Raw genomic sequence first — 19,470 nt, 5'->3', positions numbered from 1 at the left:
GCACTTGGTTTTTTTATATCAGTTCATCTGCTGAAAAAATTCAATCAGTTCACCGTCAGGACCCTTTACGAAAGCAATAACCGCTTCAATGGGAGGCTGTGCCGGCAAGGTGTATTCTGCAGGTGCTTTATGAGACGGTGCACCGTAAGCGATCGCCTTTTCATAAGCCGACTTCGCATCTGTAGTGTTTAATGCCAGGTGAAAATAGCTTCCTGCAGGCTCTGCCGGGTATTCCGCCTTTTCTCCGTCCGAAAACAGCTCAATGCAGTTGCCGTTACCCATGTCAAGAAGTGCAATTTTCTTACCCGACCCTGCAATCCAACTGCGATACACCGTAAAGCCCAAGCCCTCGGTATAAAATTTTAAAGATTTTTCAAAATCCGATGCGGAAAGTGCAATATGATGAAATCCGCAATTTTCAACTACCTGATTTGCCATTTTAGTAAATCCTCCTTAAACTTTTTTGTTATAAAATCCACGGGTAAAGGCAAACTCTGCCGTCTCCCCGTTTTCATACATGGTTAAAATCCGCTTCGCCTCTGCTCCGCTTTCTGTTGTAAACAGAAAAACATGATCGGTATCAGGCAAAAGCTTTTCTTTATCCCCGATATACAGCGGACACGCGTTGTAAATCACATTTCGATGGGGCATCTCGCAAAACACAGGAAACGCACGGTCGGTTTCATCCTTTAACAGCCCGTACCCCTTAAAATCAATGCACGCATTTTTGTTCTTCATAATACAATTTTGCATCACCATAACAGGATACCGTCCGTACACCACCGTCGAAGCGGGCAATGCTTTTTTCATATCCCGAATCTGACCGGCATTGGCTTCCATAGAAAGAGTTACCTCGCTCACGCCCAACTCCTTAAGCATTAAAATGCTTTCGCTGTTGAATACATTCAGCCCCGTATCTGTTGCAACTAAAAAACCTTTTTCTTTCGCCCTTGCAAGCTGTCCGATATTCCGGCAGACTGCTTTGGTAATTCCAAACGCTTTTACAAGCTCCAGCTTTTCTTCTACCCGTTTCCACTCTCTGTCCCAAATCACAAAGGGCAATAAAACAGCGGTTTTTTCGCCGTAATTTCGGTCAATCAGATGAAGTGGCAGGCGGATTTCATCTACATAACCCGCTATCGCCTCAGCTTGCTCTTTGGTATTGCAAACCGCAATTTTCCGCCCGGTCTGTGCCACCTCCAAAACAGCCGGCAATGAAGCCAAAAAGCGTCTCGGCTCTTTTTTTGTCAATTCCGCCTCAAAGGCTTCCACACACGCACGACGCAGGCGGTTTAACGCGCCAACAGGTATAAACAAGCCCTTTTCTATATCGCATTGCAAAGTATCCATCACAAAATCGGTATTGCCAAGCTTTGAAAGCTGTTTTTCACAATCCGACACAGAGGTTTCGTTTTTCTCCGCGATCAGCGGAATATCCCCTACCGCTTCGGCACAATGGGTTTCGTTATAAAACATCAGCTTCATCGGCTCATCTTTTCCCGCCGTAAAGCTTGCGTTGATTTTAATCTTCTTTTCAGGGATTTCCACTTCCGCCTCACGGCTTTGTGCCTTGTCCTGCTCGGTACGAATGCCAAACATCTGCCTGCCTGTTTTATCTTTATAATATCCGTTTGTAAAGCCCTCTCTGGAGAAAAGCTCTGCCAAGAACTGCATTTCCTCAGGCGTTGCATTGCGGTTTTGGTCAATCAGCTTCCGGTAGACCGAAACCACCCCTGCCACATACGCAGGCGATTTCATTCTGCCTTCTATTTTCAGCGAATGCACACCCGTTTGCATAAACGAAACAAAATCTTCTGCCATACACAAATCCTTAAGGCTAAGCTCATAGCCGTTCCCGTAGGCTTTACGGCAGGGCTGTGCACATTTTCCACGATTACCGCTTCGTTCACCAATAACACTGCTTAAATAGCACTGTCCCGAATAGCACATGCAAAGAGCGCCGTGAATAAAAGCTTCAATCTCCACGGGAGAGTTTTTCGTGATATATTCAATTTCGGATGCAGGCAATTCTCTGGACAGTACCACCCTCGAAAAGCCCATTTCCGCGGCGGTTTTTACACCGTCTAAATTACAAATTGTCATTTGTGTGCTGGCGTGAATGGGAAGGTCGGGTAAAATACGTCTCAGCATTCTTGCAAGACCCAAATCCTGCACAATCAAGCCATCAATGCAAGAATCGTTTATCATCTGTAAAAAGGCATCCAGTCCGTCTTTTTCCTGGTCGGACACCAATGTATTTAAGGTCAGATATGCCTTAACACCAAACCTGCGGCAATATGATGCAGCCTGCACAACCTCTTCATCGGTAAAATTTTTGCCGAACACTCTGGCATTGAATGCCGTTCCGCCAAAATACACCGCATCTGCACCGGCGCTTACAGCTGCTTTTAAGGCTTCAAACGAGCCTGCGGGTGCCAACAGTTCCATACTCCACCGCCTTTCTTGTTGCTTTCTTTCATTATACAATCATTTCGACAAAAAGTAAAGCAACTTTTTGCTAAAATTTTTATGAATCTTCACACTCTTTTCACATCTTTACTGTATAATTTTTCTTAGACTGAAAAATGGAGGAAAATGTATGTCAATTTTACGGAAAAAGACAGCAACAGACGAAAGCAAAGCTCCCGATATCCGCATCCGGAAATCCGGGAAAAAGAAGAGAATCATCCTCATTATTGTATTGATTTTGCTTGTTCTCATTGCCATTTTTGCATTTCGGGGCTGCAAAAGCGAGCCAACCGCAAACATTCAAACCAAAACTGCCACCGTCATTCGTGACAGTCTTGAAATCACCCTTTCCGGTTCGGGTACAATTGAAGCCAACGAGCAACGCGAAATTACCGCACTGGTAAAAGGCGATATCACATCTGACTTTTTTGAAAAAAACGATATTGTGAAAAAAGATGACCCGCTATATCAGTTTGATGTTTCGGATATGGAAACCAGTATTCAAAAGGCTGAGGATGCTTTAGAAAAAGCCCAGCGGAATCACAATAAAAACATGGAGGACATGTCTAAGCTTGTCATCACCTCTCCCGTTTCGGGTGTTGTGTCCGAAACGCACGTTTCCAAAGGCGATGACGTCGCAAACGGTACGCCCGTTTTAACAGTACAGGACAACACCAAAATGATTTTAAGCATCGAATTTAATGAATCCGACCGTTCGGCTTTGTACATAGGCGCACCTGCAACCGTTCATTTAGAAGGCTCTGCCACCACCTACGGCGGCACGGTAGAACGCATTTCCACAGGCTCTGTAACCAACAGCCGCGGTGCGACGGTTATGAAGGTGGACATTGCGGTGTCCGGTATTAATACGTTAACGCCCGGCGTAAGCGCAACCGCCATCTGCAACGGCGTTGCCTGCAACACCGCAGGTACCTTTGATTATAACAAGGTGCAAATTGTAAAATCCGAAATTTCCGGCACGGTAGATGTGCTAAACTTTAAGGTTGGCGACTCCGTCCGTCAGGGAGAGGTTGTGGCAAAGCTGTCCAGCTCCTCTCTGGAGGATGCGCTCTTTGACAGCAAAATGTCTGTTCAGGATGCTAAACTCAGCCTGAAAAACTTGCAGGACACTTTAGAAGATTATACCATCAAAGCACCTATCGACGGCACAGTTATTGAAAAAAATGTTAAGGCAGGCGATAAGCTCGACAGCAGTACAGCCACCTCTGCCATGGCAATCATTGCCGACATGTCTGTTATCAAATTCACCTTAGCGGTGGATGAGCTGGATATAACCAAGGTTAAGATGAACCAGAAAGCCACCATAACCGCGGATGCACTGGAAAATGAAACGTTTACCGGCTATGTATCTGAAATCAGCAGTGTGGGAACCACTACAAACGGTGTAACCACCTACCCGGTTACCATTATTATTGACAACCCCGAAGGTTTGATTCCCGGCATGAACGTGGAAGCAACCATTATTACACAATCCGCAGAGGATGCTTTACTGATTCCCGCCACCGCCTTAAACCGCGGCAATACGGTTTGGGTCAAGGCAGATTCAAAGTCTGCCAAAAACGGCAAAAAGGTCGAAAGCAAACAAAAAGCAAATGACAAAAGCTTTGAGGGTTACGTGCAGATTGAAGTAGAAACGGGCTTAAGCAATGACTCTTATGTAGAAATCACCTCCGGTCTTTCTGAAGGGGATGAAATTCTGATTACGACAGTTGTGGTAAACAGCGAGTTTGACCCCGCAAAAATGATGCAAGGCGGAGGCATGCCTGCCGGTGCCCCCAGAGGCGGTATGCCGGGTGGTGGCAACCGTGGTAACATGGGAGGCGGTACGCGGTGATAGACTTAGAAAATATTTATAAAATCTATGTGGACGGTGACAGCGAAATCCACGCCTTAGGCGGTATTTCGCTTCATATCGACGAAGGAGAATTTGTCGCAATCGTCGGACAGTCCGGCTCAGGTAAATCCACCTGCATGAACATTATCGGTTGCCTGGATGTGCCAACTTCCGGCACATACAAGCTTTGTGGCATAGATGCAGGCACCCTGACCGAAGACGAGCAGGCACAATTCCGCAATCAGACTTTAGGCTTTATTTTTCAGCAGTATAACCTGATTCCCAAGCTCACCATTCTGGAAAATGTGGAACTGCCTCTGATATACAGAGGATATTCAGCGAAAAAAAGAGAAGAACTGGCAATAACCGCACTGGAAAGAGTCGGGCTTGGGGACAGACTCAAAAAATTTCCTTCTCAGCTTTCAGGCGGGCAACAGCAGAGAGTCTCCATTGCCCGGGCGCTGGCAGGGAACCCTTCGGTCATCCTCGCCGATGAGCCAACCGGGGCATTGGATTCCAAGACAGGCATTGAGGTACTTGCCCTTTTAAAAGCCTTAAATAATGAAGGCAACACCATTGTGCTGATTACCCATGACAACTCTATCGCAGAGCAAGCCAAGCGCATTGTGCGGATTCAGGATGGTAAAATTATTGAAGACCGAAAAACCAACGCCTCTGAAAGAGAGGTGACCGAAGCATGAATTTAAAGCAATCCTTCAAGCTTGCCATCAAAAGCCTCATGACCAGCAAAATGCGTGCATTTTTAACCATGCTGGGCATTATTATCGGTGTTGCGGCGGTTATCATTTTAGTCAGCATTGTAGACGGTTTTTCCAACACCATAACTGATAAATTCAGCAGTATGGGCACCAATACTCTTACCGTTTCCATTCAGTCAAGAGGCAGCACCCGCACAGTAGATGTGGAAGACATGCTTTCGCTTTGTGATGAAAACAGCGACATTTTAGCAGGCGCGTCCCCAAACGTTACGGTAATGGGTACACCGAAAATCGGTACAGAGGATTTGTCCTCTTCCACAACCGGTGTTTCGGAGGCTTATCTGGATGTATCTACCGATACCTTAGAATCGGGCAGATTCATAAGCTTTAGTGATGTAAGCACACGGCAGAAAGTCTGTGTGGTCGGCAGTTATATCACGCAGGAATTCTTCAGAGGCAACGCTGTCGGTCAAACCCTTAAAATCAACGGCAATACCTTTAAAATTATCGGCACGTTGGAAGAAAAGGCAGACAGCACCGAAAGCTCCTCCGATGACAAAATTTTAATTCCCTACACCACCGTCCGCTCCATCACGCCTTTTTCGCAACCTGCAAGCTATACCTTTGCGGCAGTGGACGAAACCAAATCCGATCAGGCAAAGCAAATCATTGAAAGCTATCTTTTTAAAATTTTTGCAGACGATTCGCTTTACACAATTATCAGTATGACAGAGCTAATTGATATTATGGATGAGCTGACCGGTCAGCTGTCCACCATTTTAGCAGGCATCGCGGCAATTTCCCTGCTTGTTGGCGGTATTGGTATCATGAACATCATGTTGGTATCGGTTACCGAACGGACAAGGGAAATCGGTATCCGAAAATCCTTAGGTGCCAGACGGTTCGATATCATGAGTCAGTTTGTGGTAGAAGCTGCCACAACCAGTGCCATTGGCGGAATCATCGGTATACTTTTGGGCATTCTTGTCTCCTTTTTAGCCGGTAATCTTATGGATATCCGGGTAGCCCCCTCCACCTCTGCCATTCTGATTTCATTTACCTTCTCTGCCGCAATCGGTATACTGTTTGGCTACTTCCCTGCAAGGAAAGCCGCAAAGCTTAACCCGATTGACGCATTAAGACACGATTAAGAAAGGATAAAGCTATGAAAAAACTTCTTTCTGTTCTATTGATTTTGTGCATATTTCTCTCTTTGCCCGTAACAGGCTTTGCAAAAGTGGAAAACGATGCACAGATTCAGGAGCTTCTCTCCCTTTTAAACATTATGGTGGGCGACCCCGACGGTAATTTTCATCCGGAACGCCCGGTAACCCGTGCTGAATTTGTAAAGGTTGCCATTATGGCTTCGCCCTATCGCAATGCGGTGCCGGAAATTTCATCCACCTCACCCTTTGGAGATGTTCCTTATACCCTTTGGTCTGCCCCTTACATTGCATTGGCATCCGACAGTAATCTGGTAAGCGGATATCCCGACTCCACCTTCCGACCCGATAACACGGTGCTTTTAGAAGAGGGGGTAACCATTCTTCTAAAAACTTTGGGCTACAGTGAAGCGGACTACGGAAAAGTGTGGCCCTCGGGTCCCATGAGCCTTGCCAAAAACCTGGATTTGCTTGAAGATATGGATAAATTTACGGGTGACACCTTGCTACGCAGGGACGTTATGCAGCTGCTCTACAACACCTTAAACACAAAAGCAAAGGGTTCGCAGAATGAGCTGATTAACGGCTTAAATTATGCGTATCTGGAAGACACCACCGTTATTGCAACCCAGAACGAAAACAAAAGCATCAGTGCAGACAGAGTTTTAACCTCTGCAGGAACGTATAAAATCGGCGACCATTTTAACCGCTCTCTGGTTGGCAGAAAAGGTGCCGCATTCATTAAAAACGGCGATACATTAGAGCTTTTTATTCCCAATGCCCAAACTTCGGAAAGTTATAGTGTATATAAGGCGGAAGGCAACAGCATCACCGTACAGACAGAAGGTAACACATCCGATTTGTATTTAAGCAATGACCTGATTTGCTATACAGGCACACAAACCGCAAACGTGTCCACTGCAAAATTCAATCCCGGTGACCTGCTTACCGTTTATTATGATGCGTTGGGTAATACCGATTATGTGATTCACCGCAAAACTGATTTAAACTACACTTTAGCAGAGGATATCGTTTTGCTCGCAACCCAGACTGAGGACAAAAGTGTTGGCAAAGACAGCATTTTAACCTCTGCAGGCACCTACAAAATGAACGGTATTGTAAACAGCTCTATGGTCGGGCAAAAGGGTGATGCCTTTATTCAAAACGGCGACACCATCGCTGTTTTTATGCCGGATACCCAAAGCATCAAAACACATCCCGTTTTTTCGGTTGTGAATACCGATATTTTAATTTATGAAAACAAAAGCACCTCTACCCTTGCGATAGATGATGCTACAGTTTGTTATTCCGGCAGACTTTCGGGTACGCTTTCGGATATTCGCAGTCAGATGCAAACCGGAGACACTTTGAAAATAGCTTACGATAAAGACGGAGACGTTGACTATCTGTTACATCAGAAAGCAACCTTAAAAGGACCTTATACCGTTTTAAGCAACGCATGGATGTCTCAAAACGGCATTGCGGAAAATGCTTCTGTAATCCGCAACGGCAAAACGGTTACAAGCAACGAAATCGGTCTGCATGATGTGGTTTATTATGCAGAGGACTTAAATCTGGTATGGGCATATAGCGACTCTCTCACCGGTATTTACGAAAAAGCAACACCCAATCAGGACAACCCTTCGTCTGTTGTGATTTCCGGAAACACTTTAAGTATTGAAAGTGCCACCGCTTTTAAAAAATTAGCATCGGGAGGAAACGTACGACTTGGCGACACCGTAACAGTTCTTCTGGGCAGAGACGGTGCCATTGCCGATGTTGTAACAGGCGATACACAAATCGTTCAGCACGGTCTGCTGATTGGCACCGGCACAAAGGAATACATCACCGAAAGCGGAAACACCGAATATGCCTACTATGCAACTGTCGCTACGGCAGACGGCAACACCTTAGAGGTAAAAACGGGCAAACAGGACTTTGAATCTGCCAGAAGCGAAATTGTAACCGTAACCACCAAAAACGGAGTAAGCAGTATTGCAAGAACCAATCAGACCCCGGATTTAAACGGCACCTTCAATGCAACCAAAATGACCTTAGACGGCAAAACCGTTGCGGAGGACGTTGAAATTTTAGATATTGTCGGGTATAGAAACGCATCTCGTGTACCCATTTACGAAAAGGCATTTCCGCAACAGCTCCACAACATTACCTTAAACAAAAACAACATTGCGTACGTAGGCTTTAACCAATCAGGTGAGATTGATGAGCTGTTTTTAAACGATGCCACCGGAGATCTCTGGAACTACGGTGTTGTAACCGAAGTAAATAAATCAATCGGAGGTATGTCCGCCAGCGGACAGTATGTCATCAACGTAAACGGTGTGGAACAAACCTACTCGGCAAACAGTGCCTTTCCTATCAACACTAACAATGCCATTCAGTATATTTTGCAAAACGGCGCTTTAACCCACGCAAAAGCACTCAGCAAGCTTGCAGGAACCGTTACCAACATAGACGATAAATATGTTTACATGAGCAGCGGTCAGAAATACGCATTAGGCGAGGGACTTGCGGTATATAAGCACTACAACTTAGACTGGCACTATCAATGGATTTCTCCGGAGGATGTTGACTTATCTTCAGGCTCCATTCAATGCTACAAAGAGAATAATAAGGTTCGCGTTATTGTCTGGACCGTAAATTAAACCGCCAAAAGGCGGTTTAATTTTTTCCATGAATTACATCTTTTCGAATGAAAAAAAAGGACAAACTAGGTAAAAAGGAGTGATTAAAATGCTTCGTACCGACCTTGCCCTTGAAGCAAAGGAAATGTATCACGAAAACGCAGGCGAAGTCACCGAAATCGACGGCGTGCGCGCAAAAACCGTTGACAAAGACGGGTTAAAAATTACCACGGTTGAAATTTTAAACGAAAAAGGAAAGCAGGCTCTGCAAAAGGAAATCGGCACCTATATCACCATTGAGATGCCCGCCTTTAAGGAATACGGACATCTTTTTTACAAAGCAGGCAGCCTGGCATTAAAAGAGGCGCTTCATACACTTTTAGATATTTCTTCCGAGGATAGTGTTCTGGTAGTCGGACTCGGTAACCGAAATATTACCCCCGATGCCTTAGGGAGCAAGGTCACCGATAAGCTGATTGTAACCGGACATCTTTGTGCTTTAGCACCTGAGGCGGTTAAAGATTTGGGAAAGGTCAGCTGTCTTGCACCCGGGGTAATGGGGCTGACGGGCATGGAAACTGCGGACATCATAAAGCAGGTTATTCCTCTAGTTCGCCCCAAAGCTATTTTAGCCATTGATGCTTTGGCGGCGCGCAGCATGGAACGGGTCAGCACCACCGTTCAGCTGTCCGATACCGGCATAAGCCCCGGTTCGGGCATCGGCAACACCCGTTCTGCCCTCTGCAAAGAAACCTTAGGCATTCCGGTAATTGCTATCGGCGTTCCTATGGTTGTGGATGCCAAAACCCTTGCCTATGATGCGCTCCAACAAGCAGGTGCGGACACAAAAGCACTGGAAATTTCTCTTTCCGATACCGAAAATCTGCTTGTAACGCCAAAGGATGTGGATCGGATTATCACCCACATGTCAAACTTAGTGGCAGCCGGAATCAATCTTACCTTACACAATCTGACCATAGAGCAAATCTATGACTATGTGGGATAAATCGGGGTTTTAGAGCATAGGATAGTGTGGAGGGCTATATATGTTACAAAATTCCAGACTCGCATTTATTATATTGCTCCTGCTGTCCGGCATCGGGATAGCCTTTTTAGGCTGTCTGCTTCCCTACTGTCCCACGGAGCTTTGTCTTGGTACGACCTATGCCGCCTACGCTCTGCAACAGGGACATACCTCTTATCCTGCATTTGTGGCAAGCACCTTAAAAGAAGCCATGACGCCTGCCGAAAAAAAAGAGGTGCCCGACAAACAAAAAACAACTCCTGTTTTTACGTCTGCAAAAACTGCCAATAAAACGAACTATGACTATTCCACGTTTCCTGTTCAGAACAACACGGCTTTAACAGTCGATCTTATATCGGAAATGAAAAATTACAAGCCTCCCAAAAAGCAAACGGATGCACCGCAGATTCTGATTGTGCACACCCACGCCACCGAGTCCTTTTCGGGAACAGATAACCGCTCTACCGACAAAGAGCGCAATATGATTGCGGTGGGCAAGATTTTAAAGGATACACTTACCCAATACGGTTTTTGTGTTCTGCACGATCAAACCTTACATGACTATCCCAACTACAACGGCTCATATGCCAATTCTGCCGAAACGATATCAGGGTACTTAAAAAAATACCCTTCCATTGAAATCGTGCTGGATCTGCATCGGGACGGAATTGTTTTAGAGGACGGCACAAAGGTGCCTCTCTCCGCAACCAGAGATGGGCAAAAAATTGCAAAACTGATGCTGGTGGTGGGTACAGACACCAATCTTACCCATCCTGCCTGGCGGGAAAATTTAAAATTTGCCGCAGGACTGCACGCCTCTGTTGAACAAATTTGTCCCGGTGCCATGCGTCCCTTGAGTCTCCGCAAAGAACGCTTCAACCAACAGCTTACCCCCTGCACCGTAATTCTGGAAATTGGCACCAACGGCAACACATTGGAAGAAGCAAAGCGCAGTGCATTACTTTTGGCAGATGCTTTTTATACATATATAAAATAAAGGAGCATCTTATATTGCGAATATTTTTAAAAAGTACCCTGGCTATTATCGTACTGTTTGTACTGGTTATATTCATTGAAAAAAAGCTGTGCTTCATATACGGTTTTGAACCGCCCGACCCACTCAACACCATATTCCGCGTCTATTTCCCAAAATAAAAATATTTTTGTTTTTTTGCAAAAAAGTTATTGACAAACGGTTAAAAATGTAGTATAATGTTTTTTGTTCTCCGGAACGTTTACGCGAGTGTGCTGGAACTGGCAGACAGGCACGTTTGAGGGGCGTGTGCTTAACGGCGTATGGGTTCAAGTCCCATCACTCGCACCATATCTTTTTTGTACCGGGGTGTAGCGCAGCTGGTAGCGTACTTGACTGGGGGTCAAGTGGTCGCAGGTTCAAGTCCTGTCACTCCGACCATAGTGACCATAAGAAAGAACGTTAACCGTCTTTCTTATGGGCGCTAAAAAAGTTAAATATAGCGGAATGGTGTAAGGGTAGCACAAACGACTCTGACTCGTTTTGTATGGGTTCGAATCCTATTTCCGCTGCCATCTTAGAGTGTGTTCGGCTGAATCAGCAGAGCATGCTTTTATTTTTCGATAAAAACGAAAGGATGAAACAAAATGTATACAGCAAATGCAAACCGCTACAGCGAAATTCAGTATAACCGTTGTGGCAAAAGCGGTTTAAAGCTACCACCCGTCTCCTTGGGTTTCTGGCATAATTTCGGTACAAACGATAGTTTCTACAACATGAAGCAAATGTGTTTTACCGCCTTTGATAACGGCATTACACATTTTGACCTTGCAAATAACTATGGTCCCCTGCCCGGAAGTGCAGAAGAAAATTTGGGCAAAATTTTAAAAGAAGAAATGTTTGCGTACCGGGACGAGCTGGTCATCAGTACCAAAGCAGGCTACACTATGTGGGATGGTCCTTACGGCGACTTTGGCAGTAAAAAATACATGCTTTCCAGCCTGGACCAAAGCTTAAAGCGTTTAGGACTTGAGTATGTGGACATTTTCTATCACCACCGCATGGACCCCGAAACACCGTTAGAAGAAACCATGCACGCCTTAGCAACTGCCGTGCACAGCGGTAAGGCACTGTATGCAGGTTTATCCAATTACAACGGTGAAACGATGGAAAAAGCTTCCGCTCTTTTAAAAGAAATGAACTGCCCCTTTATCATCAACCAGAATCGATACTCCATCTTAGACAGAACCGTAGAAAAGAACGGACTTTTAGCTTCTGCCGAGAAAGAAGGAAAGGGCGTCATTATTTTCAGTCCCTTAGAGCAAGGCGTTCTCACCGACCGCTATTTAGACGGCATTCCTGAGGATTCCAGAATCCGCACCAGCGGCAGATTTTTAACCGAAGCCGCACTAACCCCCGAGCGAATGGAAAAGGTTCAGAAGCTTAATGAAATCGCAAAGGAGCGCGGTCAGTCCCTTGCACAAATGGCTTTAGCCTGGGTTTTAAACCACTCTGCCGTAACCTCTGTTTTGATTGGTGCTTCCAAACCCGAACAAATTTTAGAAAATTTAAAATCAACCGAAAACATTACTTTTTCTGCCGAGGAATTGCAAAAAATCGATCAGATTGTTCTTTAATAAAAAAAGGGCTTGCGTACATATTGTACGCAAGCGTTTTTTTATCTGATCATATTTCTAAGCGGTTCAAAAATAGTGTAAAGTGTATTAAATGCAATGGTGTCATCCCCATCACCGTAGGTAAATTTATCTTTGAACGTCTTTTTCTCCTCCGCACTCATGCTTTCATAAGCTTCAGCCACAACACTCATTTCATACTCGCAAAGAGAAGCCACGAAATCTGCATCAATCAGCACATCATCGGTTGCACTGGCAATTACAATTTCGATTGCAGAGTAGGTATCATTTACAATGGTATCTTCTGCCTCATTACCGATACTCATATTACCTAAAAATTCCAGTGCAGTATTCAAATGTGAGATGATTTCTGCATTCTGCTCTGCAATGGACACTTCCGGCTCGGGCGGTGTTGTCGTCTCATCACCGGAACCGGTATTCTCGTTGTTGTTCTGAGAATTATCCACTTCCCAGCTTTCCGGTGGTTTAAAGGATGTTCCCGGCTTGCTTGTATTTCCGGTATTGCCGGTGTTGCCGGTGTTGCCCGTATTCCCTGTGTTTCCTGTGTTGTTATCTTCTTTATCCTCCGGCTTTTCAGGCTCATCAGGTTTTTCTTCCACCGGCGGTTTCGGTGCATCCATAACATAACGCGAAAAAGCTTCACAGAATTCTGCACGGGTTATATTTTCGGTCGCACGGAATTTACCGCCTTCTTCCAGAGTCATAATAAAGTTACTGATAACCAGCTCCACATAAGGCTTCGCCCAGTCGGAAACCGAATCGGTAATAACCGGATGATACCCCAAATCAACAAGCGTATCCACGCGGGTTAAAATGGTGCAGGTTTCTTCACGGGTGATGTTGTTGTCACCACGGAAGGTGTTATCTTCATAGCCTTTGATATAGCCTGCTTTCTGTGCAATCAGCACATGGTCCTTATACCATTGGGTATCATTTACATCTGTAAAGTTATTGTCCGCCTTTTCGGTGTAACCGAAAATCATATTTACAATTTTTGTCAGCTCACCACGGGTAATCGGATCGTTCGGGCGGAATGTGCCGTCACCGTCACCCACAATGATACCTGCCTTTGCCATTTTATAAATTGCTTTGCCTCGGGTTGTATTTGCATCCACATCGTCAAATACAATTTCTGCTTTTTCGGTTGTGGGTGTGTCCGCAAAAATCTGCACACTCATACAAACGGAAAAAATAAACAATGCTGCCAGTATAATACTCAATATCCTTTTCATACCAATCTCCTTTCAATTGGGAAATGGGCAGATTTCTCTGCCCAAACTCCCCCATTTGTTATCTCATATCTCTCTGAATTGTGAATTTCACGCCGCGGATGTTAATCTGATAAGCATCCACAACAATCAGCTTCGTATTGGTATTGGCAGGTGCCTTGAGTACATCAACGCCCTGATCTGCAACCATTACAAGCACATCATAGAGAGAATCGAATGCGCTTTCCACTCTGCCGCTGTTCTTGATTTCATCCAGTTTTTCAGCGTAAGTGCTTGCCTTTTCGTTACCAAGTCTGTCAACGATTTCCTTAATGCTTGTGCTTTCGAACTTGTCGATTGCCTTCTGCAAAGTACCGTCGTCAATCTTTTCTTTGAGTTTTGCCTGCAATTTCGGTTCTTTACTGTAGAAGATATCATACAGGAAATCAACTGTAATTACAGGTTCTTCAATACCAAGCAGAATATCGTAAGCTTTCTTGGGCTTTTCTTCGCCAATATCGCTATACGCGCTGTCTAAATAGATGTTAATTACCTTATCAATCTTCGGTTCAAATCTGTCAAGCAGTTCGTTGACTTTAGAAACCTTATTGATAAGTTTTTCCACCTTGTCGGGCAAATCACCGGTTGCTTCAAATTCAATCAGCAACTCGTTAATCTTTGCCTGTGCTTTGTCTGCTTTGCCATAGATTGCATCAAACAAAGCTTCGATTTCAGCTTCAGAAAGGTTTGCAGTATCGCCATACCACAAGATTGCATCGTCTGCAATCATAACCATCTTCTCTGCATAATCCAGATAATCCATGGTATCTGCAGTGTCTTTAAGCTTATAGCCTGTAAGCTCATCAGTTGCAGGACCTACATGAATCAAAAGCTCATCAATCGGATTGTGCTGTACGATGAACTGCAGATATTCGTTTTCATCATAACGCAATGCCGGGTATTCAAGAAGCTTTTCTTCAGCCTTAAGCTGTGCTTTTTCGTAGATATCATTCAAAAGCTGAACTACGTTGGCTTTGAAAATAATCGAAGTGGTGTATTCACGGGTCTGACCGTCTGCCTGTACTTCGTCTACTGTATCCTGAAGTCCCTTTGCATAATCTGCAGTTGCGGTATCAAACATTTCTTTCAGGAACTGGTCACCCATTACCTCAAGAACCTTATCCACAACCGGATTGTCTACCATAACAATGATTTCTTCATAGGTGAATCTGGATACTGCGTTTGCAATTGCGGAAGCAAATACCGCGCTGTCTTTTGTTACTTCAAAGCTGTCATCGCCGTTCTTGAATGCCGCAATAAAGTCTTTGTAGTACTGCAAATCCTTCAGATAGCCGTAAATCATATCAGCCAGCTCGTCGGTTTCGCCTCTCTTATTCACTTCAGCCACATACTTCTTAATCATATCGGTGTCAATCAGGTCTGCAACATCTGCATCAATCAATACCTGGTCGATTATCGCACGATTGGTCTTGATAAAGTCAACATCCAGATCATTTTCCACAAATCTTCCGATATAGGATTTTACGGTGATAACCGTATCATCGGAGGTATCCTGAATAAATTCGGAAACCATATCGGAAATCAGGTCTGTCGATGCTGTGCCCAAAGCACCGTCTGCAGCTTCTTCGTTTACCGCTTCCTGTGCAAGTTTAAGCAAGATATCTGCATAATCATCCACAGTCATGGTGCTTGTAATACCTGCTCTGTAGGTAGTCACAAACTGTTTGTCAAAGGAATCACTTTCAATGAACAGCGTTACGCATTTTCTAAGCTCAGTTTCATCGCCCATCAAAAGCTCGATGTATGCATCAAGTAAGTCGATGTTATGATTTAAAAGTTCGTTAATCAACGAAATGATTACATTATCCTGCACCTCAGATGCGTGGTCTGCTACCAGTTCATCAATTTCAGCATACAGAGTCGGGTCGTAGGTTGCCGCAGTTGAATCTGTAATACCGTCTAAAACATAATCTTCCACTACATCGTAAGAGGTGTGCAGAACGTCTTTTACTTCATCCGGATGATCGTCTCTGTAGGTCTTAACAAAGTTAATCAGTTCGTCTGTGCTCATACCTGCCAGCGGTCCGTTGGAAACGTCTTTCACTTCAGTCTTAACCGATTCAATCAGTGCGGCAATATCTGCGTGCAGACCGGTTTCGTGCAGTGTGTCGTTTACATATGCTACAAAGATTGTATCAATCAAAGCTTCATCAATACCTGTGGGTAAGGTTTTGTCCAGATAATCTGCCATTACCTTTGCGAGGGCATCGTTTGCCAGGTCGTTGTCTACACCGGTTTGCGTAAAGCTGTCCATAGCAAGTGTTACAATTTCAGGCTTAAGTTCTGCCCAGATTTCGCTGCAAGCATCTGCCTGCTGTGTGCTATCAAGAAGCGCATATGCGTTTCTGAAATCAGCAAGGTCTGCAAAGCCCTTTGCCTGAACAGCCGCTTCAATCTGGCTGTCGTAATCGGAATAATCGCCTGTTCCTTCGGTGATGTATGCTAAGATTGCATCTCTTTCGCCTTCTAAAAGGTCAGAAACAACCGTTTCCAAAGCAGAGCCTGCAGTAAAGAATGCCGCAAAGGAGGAATCTGCTTTCAAAGCTTCAAAAATATCCGCTTTGAATGCATCACTCTGTAATGCACTTTCTGCTGTTGCATGCAAATCACCGCCGTCTTTTACCATGTTGGTTAAATATTCGGGATGAACATGCAAAACCTCTTCTATAAAGTGTTCACTTTCAACCAATTCATCCAGGAAGTCCGCTTTTACGTTGTCCTGCTTAAGTGCATTTTCAATCAATGCGTCTGTAGTCGAAATCAGGTCGATTACATCATCTTCAAAGAAGTCAAGCATGGTTTCAAGCAATACTCTGTTGCTCAAAATTTCTTTTCTTAAGAGTGCATCATCTTCCAGGTGTTGTCTGATGATTGCCAAAAGGTCCGCAAAGAATGCACTGTCCGGATCTTTAGCTTCCTTTTCTAAGAACGAAATGATGGTCGGTTTCAAAGTGCCGGTCGCATTGTCTACTACATAGTCAATAACAGTTTCCTTTAAGGGTCCCTTCATCAGGCTCAGCAATTTTTCATCATCCAGACTGTTCATCAGGCTGCCTGCTACAGTTGCTGCCAGCTGTTCTCTGAATTCCTCATTGCCGATGATTTCATCCTTCAGATAATCGGTAATGGGTTTCTGGAGTATAGGATTGCTGAGATTATCATAAATAGCATTGACAACCAGCTCTCTGTTGTTTGTATCGGTTAACAGTGTAAGCAGAACATCATCCGGTAAGCCGGTGATAATCTTATCAATACCGATGGTCGCAATCAGAGACTGGATATCTACCATTGCCAGTACAGAATCCAACTGATCGGGATCCTCAAGAGCGTTTTCAATGTACTGTTTTACTTCTTTTTCAATGTCTTCTACCTTAATTACTGTTGTAATTTTAACCGGAAGCTTGGAAATCTTGATTTCTCTGTTTTCAGTAATCAGATCTAAGTCAGCGAGCTTATTGAACAGCTTAGCTTCTTTTTCAGTAAAGATGTCCATATCCAAAGCCCAATCCATCTGCTTATTGAAGCTTGCTAAGAGGTCTTTACCTGTATCTCTTAAACGAGTAGGCTCACCCTTTGTCGGGTTATAATTGTCAGCAGAATCGATGTAGTGTGCCTGTACCTGGAACGCCTGCGGTAAGCGGTCATTTTCAATCATGAAGAAAATACGCTTTAAGAGCAGATGTACATCGGTATCCCCGGTAATGGCTACATTTTCATCAAACAATTCCCATGCACCGGTTTCGGGATTTACGTACATCCACTGTGCAAATACTTCGTGCTTGTCATTGTTATAAAATGCTGCCCAGTCTGCTTTCTTGATGTAGCCGATTGCTTTTACATTTTCAGCCGCCTTGATTGCTTCTGTCGGGTATTCTGCATTTTCCACATTGTCGTTGTATTCAACCGACAGGTTATCGCCCAGCTGTTTTCCTGCAACTGCTTCCGCGCCGTTAAAGAAACGAACGGTATAGGTCTGAACTTCCCAAACTGCTACAGCCGTTGTTGCCGCAGACACTACATAGTTTTCATCCACAACATTGCCGTTTTCATCTTCCCAACGCAGGAAGGTGTAGCCGGTCTTGGTCGGATCTGCAGGCATTTTATCGCCAATTGTCTGACCGTCTTCTACATAGATAGAAGCATAATCGTCGGTATCGGTTGCTTCCAGTTTAAACGTTACCACAAAGCTGTCTGCAGGAATGAGTTCCCATTTTGCATACAAGGTGAAGCCGTTTTTCACAACGGTGGTTGTAACAACTTCATCACCGGTACCTTCGGCATTGGAATACCATCCCTTGAACAGATAATCTGTTCTGGAAGCATCTAAGGGGCATCTTACATTCAATGCTTCGCCGTACTTGTACTCAATTTCCTTCTTGATACTGCTATCTGAGAATAAACCGCCGTTTGCTTCAAAGACTACAGTAAACTGTTTTAAGTTATAGTAAATGTCAACCACGGTAGTGCCGTCAGCTTGAATGGTTTTCTGGCTGAAGCTCTGGGTATCATGCGACTCGTTATATTCAGTCTTCGCTTCTGCCTCAGTATCGGCACCTGTAGTACCTGTCTTTGTTTCCGTAATCAGCTCATATGTATCATCAAGCTTCTGTACATAATGGTTTACGGTATAGCTTACATTGCCGGGTTCCCATTTTGCATAAACGGTTACATCTTCTGTAAACTGTGTTACGCCGTATTCAACAGGTGTTCCGTTATAGAAAATCCATCCCTTGAACACATAACCCTGCAATGTGGGTTCTGTTACATCATCTTCAGCAAGTGTCCAGCCATAATCACGGGTTAAGGTTGCATGTACAGGCGTTGCCGCTGCAGCATCCACCTTAAAGTTAACCGTTACCTGAATGGTCTCAAGCTCTGCAGTAACAGTCAAGTCTTCGGTAACAGTTGTTCCAGAGGATACCGCATTACCGTTCTGGTCTTTCCAACCCAAGAAGTTTTTACCTGTTACAACAGGATCATCAGGCATCTGGCCGCCGATAGGAGCGCCGTCTGCTACTGTGATGGTTTCGTAGGTCGCGCCATCAACCACAAAGGTTACGGTAAAGCTACCTACAACAACCTGCTGCCATACTGCAGTAATCTGCATATCGCCTTCAACGATTGTTGTATCTGTTACGGGGTTGCCGTTCTGGTCTTCCCATCCCATGAAGGTCCAACCGGATTTAGTCGGGTCGGAGGGCATCTGTAAACCAATTGCATCACCGTAGGTTACGGTAATGGTTGTAACCGCCTCACCGTTATCGGGATTAAAGGTTAAAGTATAATCGTTTACGGTATATTCTGCAGTAATCTGCATATCGTCTTCAACGATTGTTGCATCTGTTACAGGGTTACCGTTGCCGTCTTTCCAGCCAACGAAGGTATGACCTGCTTTGGCCGGGTCAGAGGGCATCTGCAAACCGATTGCATCGCCGTAGGTTACGGTAATGGTTGTAACCGCACCGCCGTTATCGGGATCAAATGTTAAAGTGTAATCGTTTACAGTATATTCTGCTGTAATCTGCATATCGTCTTCAACGATTGTTGCATTTGTTACAGCGTTGCCGTTCTGGTCTTTCCAACCAACAAAGGTATGACCTGTTTTGCTCGGGTCAGAGGGCATCTGCAAACCGATTGCATCGCCGTAGGTTACGGTAATGGTTGTAACCGCACCGCCG

General features: G+C 44.7%; 11 protein-coding genes and 3 tRNA genes. 10 read left to right on the top strand and 4 right to left on the bottom strand.

The window, feature by feature from the left end:
• Positions 1-18 precede the first annotated feature (18 nt).
• Together IJE10_00755 and IJE10_00750 are read right to left on the bottom strand one after the other, a co-directional pair.
• On the bottom strand, positions 19-438 hold the full coding sequence (locus tag IJE10_00755) for a VOC family protein (protein ID MBQ2966635.1): 420 nt from the start codon (positions 436-438) through the stop codon (positions 19-21).
• A gap of 15 nt (positions 439-453) precedes the next feature.
• Positions 454-2,448, bottom strand: a complete 1,995-nt coding sequence (locus tag IJE10_00750) for a U32 family peptidase (protein ID MBQ2966634.1) — start codon at positions 2,446-2,448, stop codon at positions 454-456.
• Positions 2,449-2,599: 151 nt separating this feature from the next.
• Between IJE10_00750 and IJE10_00745 the strand changes: the two genes are divergently transcribed.
• From IJE10_00745 to IJE10_00700, 10 genes are all read left to right on the top strand, one after another.
• Positions 2,600-4,324, top strand: a complete 1,725-nt coding sequence (locus IJE10_00745) for an HlyD family efflux transporter periplasmic adaptor subunit (GenBank protein MBQ2966633.1) — start codon at positions 2,600-2,602, stop codon at positions 4,322-4,324.
• Positions 4,321-5,025: an ABC transporter ATP-binding protein gene (locus IJE10_00740; protein MBQ2966632.1), complete on the top strand. Its 705-nt coding sequence runs from the start codon at positions 4,321-4,323 to the stop codon at positions 5,023-5,025. The genes IJE10_00745 and IJE10_00740 overlap by 4 nt, the downstream gene beginning before the upstream one ends.
• Positions 5,022-6,194, top strand: coding sequence for an ABC transporter permease (locus IJE10_00735; protein ID MBQ2966631.1), 1,173 nt, complete (start codon positions 5,022-5,024; stop codon positions 6,192-6,194). Before IJE10_00740 ends, IJE10_00735 begins: the two co-directional genes overlap by 4 nt.
• A gap of 14 nt (positions 6,195-6,208) precedes the next feature.
• Positions 6,209-8,872, top strand: coding sequence for an S-layer homology domain-containing protein (locus IJE10_00730; protein ID MBQ2966630.1), 2,664 nt, complete (start codon positions 6,209-6,211; stop codon positions 8,870-8,872).
• Between the two features lie 79 nt (positions 8,873-8,951).
• A complete protein-coding gene (locus IJE10_00725; protein ID MBQ2966629.1) occupies positions 8,952-9,857 on the top strand; it encodes a GPR endopeptidase in 906 nt (301 codons plus the stop codon).
• A gap of 40 nt (positions 9,858-9,897) precedes the next feature.
• On the top strand, positions 9,898-10,872 hold the full coding sequence (locus tag IJE10_00720; GenBank protein ID MBQ2966628.1) for a stage II sporulation protein P: 975 nt from the start codon (positions 9,898-9,900) through the stop codon (positions 10,870-10,872).
• Between the two features lie 242 nt (positions 10,873-11,114).
• Positions 11,115-11,199, top strand: a tRNA-Leu gene (locus tag IJE10_00715).
• A gap of 14 nt (positions 11,200-11,213) precedes the next feature.
• A tRNA-Pro gene (locus tag IJE10_00710) sits at positions 11,214-11,289 on the top strand.
• A gap of 60 nt (positions 11,290-11,349) precedes the next feature.
• Positions 11,350-11,423, top strand: a tRNA-Gln gene (locus IJE10_00705).
• A gap of 72 nt (positions 11,424-11,495) precedes the next feature.
• The gene (locus tag IJE10_00700) at positions 11,496-12,485 is read left to right on the top strand and encodes an aldo/keto reductase (GenBank protein ID MBQ2966627.1); all 990 of its coding nucleotides are present in this window, start codon (positions 11,496-11,498) and stop codon (positions 12,483-12,485) included.
• A gap of 41 nt (positions 12,486-12,526) precedes the next feature.
• Here IJE10_00700 and IJE10_00695 read toward each other — a convergent pair whose 3' ends face one another.
• The gene (locus IJE10_00695) at positions 12,527-13,735 is read right to left on the bottom strand and encodes an S-layer homology domain-containing protein (protein MBQ2966626.1); all 1,209 of its coding nucleotides are present in this window, start codon (positions 13,733-13,735) and stop codon (positions 12,527-12,529) included.
• Between the two features lie 58 nt (positions 13,736-13,793).
• Positions 13,794-19,470, bottom strand: a 5,677-nt coding sequence (locus IJE10_00690) for an InlB B-repeat-containing protein (GenBank protein MBQ2966625.1), incomplete at its 5' end; no start/stop codon positions are given.

Source organism: Clostridia bacterium, from assembly GCA_017410375.1.
In the GTDB taxonomy this organism is placed as follows: Bacteria; Bacillota; Clostridia; order RGIG6154; family RGIG6154; genus RGIG6154.
Note: the sequence above shows the minus strand (reverse complement) of the source record. Positions and strands in the feature narration are given on the sequence as shown.

Coding starts and splice junctions, on each gene's coding strand:
- IJE10_00755 (MBQ2966635.1), bottom strand. CDS start 438: ATGGCAAATCAGGTAGTTGAAAATTGCGGATTTCATCATATTGCACTT.
- IJE10_00750 (MBQ2966634.1), bottom strand. CDS start 2,448: ATGGAACTGTTGGCACCCGCAGGCTCGTTTGAAGCCTTAAAAGCAGCT.
- IJE10_00745 (MBQ2966633.1), top strand. CDS start 2,600: ATGTCAATTTTACGGAAAAAGACAGCAACAGACGAAAGCAAAGCTCCC.
- IJE10_00735 (MBQ2966631.1), top strand. CDS start 5,022: ATGAATTTAAAGCAATCCTTCAAGCTTGCCATCAAAAGCCTCATGACC.
- IJE10_00730 (MBQ2966630.1), top strand. CDS start 6,209: ATGAAAAAACTTCTTTCTGTTCTATTGATTTTGTGCATATTTCTCTCT.
- IJE10_00720 (MBQ2966628.1), top strand. CDS start 9,898: ATGTTACAAAATTCCAGACTCGCATTTATTATATTGCTCCTGCTGTCC.
- IJE10_00700 (MBQ2966627.1), top strand. CDS start 11,496: ATGTATACAGCAAATGCAAACCGCTACAGCGAAATTCAGTATAACCGT.
- IJE10_00695 (MBQ2966626.1), bottom strand. CDS start 13,735: ATGAAAAGGATATTGAGTATTATACTGGCAGCATTGTTTATTTTTTCC.